Source organism: Streptomyces turgidiscabies Car8, assembly GCF_000331005.1.
Lineage (GTDB): Bacteria > Actinomycetota > Actinomycetes > Streptomycetales > Streptomycetaceae > Streptomyces > Streptomyces turgidiscabies.
Window position 1 is genome coordinate 1 of the sequence record NZ_AEJB01000586.1, and the last position, 3089, is coordinate 3089.

The window sequence follows — 3089 nt, forward strand, 5'->3', positions numbered from 1 at the left end:
CTCCGAGACGGTCACCACCGGGATGCCACGGGCGTTGATCGCCTCCATGAGCGTGGCGAGGCCGGCCCGGCTGATCTCCGTACTGCTGGCCGGAGTTCCCGCCACGATCCGGTGCAGACAGAGAATGAGCCAGTCGCCGTTGTTCGCGCAGCGGTCCAGCCTGCCGCCCGCGGCGGTCAGGCCCGACAGGGCGGTGCCTCCGATGCCCGAGCCGTCGTTGATGCCTGTCAGGGCCTTGAGGCGGTACGGCATCGCCGGGGCGAAGGACTCGACCGTCTCGGAGATGATGGATCTGGCCGTGGTGAAGTGCCGGGTGGCGATCAGATCCACCGGAACGCCGTCCGTCGTCTTCTGGAACGCGCCGTGCGGATACGCGAAGTGCTCGCTGGTGAAACCGTTGGACACCAGCCACTCCCGCAGCTGCCGGAAGTCGTCGTCCACCTGGCGCGCGGTGAGCGTGCTGTAGTTCGCCGCGTGGGCGGCCGTCGAGAACGAGTGCCCGCCCATCTCCCAGCCGGAGAAGTCCTGCATCGAGCGCATCTGGTCGATGGTCAGGAAGCTGCCGGTGCCGATCGCGTCGGCGATGTTGTAGACCGTGCCGGCGAACCCGTACGCGTCCATCGCCGGCCGGGCCAGGTTGTGGACCGAGTTGTGGGAGTCGTCGAAGGTGAGCGAGACGGCTCCCTTCGGGAAGACGGCGGCCGTGTCGGGCACCAGCTCGACGGCCTGGAGCCAGTACGTCACCGGTCCGCCCGCGTTGTCGTACACGGCGAACGACATGTCCGTGAAACCGGTTCTGGTGGAGGGCACACCGGCGGCGGAGACCGAGTACGTGCCGACCGCGCCGGCCACGTCGGCCCACTGGAGATGGACCGTGACCCATTCTCCCGACTGGACGTAGTTGGCCGACGTGGTGGAGTGGGTGTGGACCGTCCAGGAGAAGAAGTTCGCGAACGAGCCGCTGCCCAGGTAGAAGACCAGCTTGGACAGCTTGGCCGTGTCCTCGACCCGCAGCAGGAGACGGATCATCTTCCCGGTCAGGTTCATCGCGGGCTGAGCGGTTCTGCGGACGTACGACTGCGTGCCCGTACCCGTGGTGGTGACCCGGACCGACTGCGTTCCCCGGACGAAGACCGAGGTGTCGTTCGGTTCGGCCGACGCGGTACCGGCGCCCGCGGCGGACCAGCCGTGTCCTGCCTGGAACTGCTGACTCCAGGTGGCGCGGCGGTACTTGGGGCGGCGTCCGGACGGGGCGTACGGCGGCGGGGTGTCGAGTCCGCCGATCGCCCCGGCCGCGGCGGCCGTGACAGTGGCCGCCGAAGCGGGTTGGGCCACCGCGGCGCCCAGTACGGTGCCGCCTGTGGTCGCGATACCTCCCGTACCGGCCAGACGCAGTGCGGAGCGCCGGCTCAGGGCGCGTGGTGACAACGGCTCACTGCTCAACGGGGGCTCCTGCGGGTGCGCGACTGTGGACCGGGGGCTGTGGACCGGGGACCGGGAGGGGGACGCGGGGTCAGGGCTTGGCCACCGTGTCGAAGTAGTTCATGCCGCTGTCGGTGAAGCCCTTCACCGCCGCGTCGACCTGCTTCTGGGAGAGGGTGGCCTCGGCGTTGTAGTACAGCCAGTCGACCTTCATGTTCCAGACGCGGTCGCCCTTGAACGGAAGGTCCACGAACCAGGTGTTGAAGTTCACCGACATACCGGAGCGCGGGACGTACTTGCCGGTGCTGCTGAACAGCTTCCGGCCGTCGAGGCGGTACGTGACCCGGTCGTCGTCGACGGTGATCAGCATGGTGTGCCACCCGGCGAGGCTCGCCTCCGTCTTGGTGGTGACCCTGTCGCCGGCCTCGACGCTGTACCAGCTCGTGGTGTCGAGCTTGGGGCCCGGCGCCCCCCAGCCGCCGTTCGGCATGTACTCGTTGTCGAGTTCGCTGTACTTGGTGCCGCTGCCGCCGATCGTGTAGAACGTCTGGTTGACGTGATCGCCGTTCTCGCCCTTGCCGGGCTTGTCGCTGAAGTGGATCCGGGCGGCGTAGGTGCCCTTGCGGAACTCGGTGGCGGCGGTCCCCAGACTGGCCTGCTGGGTACCGGCCTTGGTGCCGTCCGTGGCGGCACGCAGCTGAAGCACCTGGCCGTGGCCCTCGGCGTTCGCCTCGCTGGGGAAGCTGACGCCGTCCGCCGACCAGGTGTCGTCGATTCCCGGGCCGCCCTTGCTGGTGCGGACCAGCCAGCCGTGCTTGAAGAGCGCCGGATCCTTGGGGCCGCGGTAGTTGAAGTTGTCGAAGACGGCCTTGGCGGGGACGACCGGTGCCGGGCCGGCCGCAGCGGACGCCGGCGGCGTCTCGCTGTCGCTGCTGGGCTTGCCGCCGTCCGGTTCCTCGCCCCAGACGAGCACACCGCGTCTGTACGCGGTCACTTTCTTCGACTCCTTGTAGCTCGTCATCGTGTCGTCGAAGGAGCGGTCGTTGGACTGCTTCAGCTTCTTGTGGTCGACGCGGTAGAGCTGCAGCTCTATGCCCTCACTGTTCGCCCCGGGCTCGAGCGCGCCCGCCCCTGCCGTGAACGCGATCTCGAGGTAGCGGTCGGCGGTCTCGGTGGGCTCGTCCGGGGTGCCGATGGTCCCGGCTATGTTCGAGCAGCCCACGGCGGCCTGGACGCAGTTGAAGGCGTACGCGGAGGCGTCGTCCGCGGTGAAGTAGTACCGGAGCGTCACCTCGCTCAGCGGCAGCGGCTTCTTCGACTCGTTGAAGACCTCGAGCGACGGCCTGGCCGTCTCCGCCCTGGCCGCGGTGTCGGTCCGGTACCGGACGGCGAGCTCCGGCGGATCCGGATTCGCCGCACGCCACAGCGGATAGAGCGCTGTGCCGCCGGCACCGACCACGCCCACGACGAGTAGCAGCCTGATCTTCGGCCAGACCCGGCTGCGGGGGCGAGGCTGACGGCGGTTGGAGGGCACGGACATTCCTTCGCAGGGCAGTCGCACGACATTGAGGTCGAAACGCTCGAATGAGTGCTGCATATGGTCGGATCCTGTGTGAATCCTATCGGTGAGGCGTCATCCCGAGGATGTGAACCAAAACAGCGGGCCG

2 protein-coding genes are annotated in these 3089 nt (G+C 68.4%); both read right to left on the reverse strand.

Annotated elements, in window-relative coordinates:
• Nucleotides 1-1443: polysaccharide deacetylase family protein (locus tag STRTUCAR8_RS41315; protein ID WP_006382365.1), on the reverse strand; the 1443-nt coding region annotated here is incomplete at its 3' end.
• Nucleotides 1444-1513: 70 nt separating this feature from the next.
• Nucleotides 1514-2956, reverse strand: a complete 1443-nt coding sequence (locus STRTUCAR8_RS41320; RefSeq protein WP_006382366.1) for a cellulose binding domain-containing protein — start codon at nt 2954-2956, stop codon at nt 1514-1516.
• Nucleotides 2957-3089: the final 133 nt, after the last annotated feature.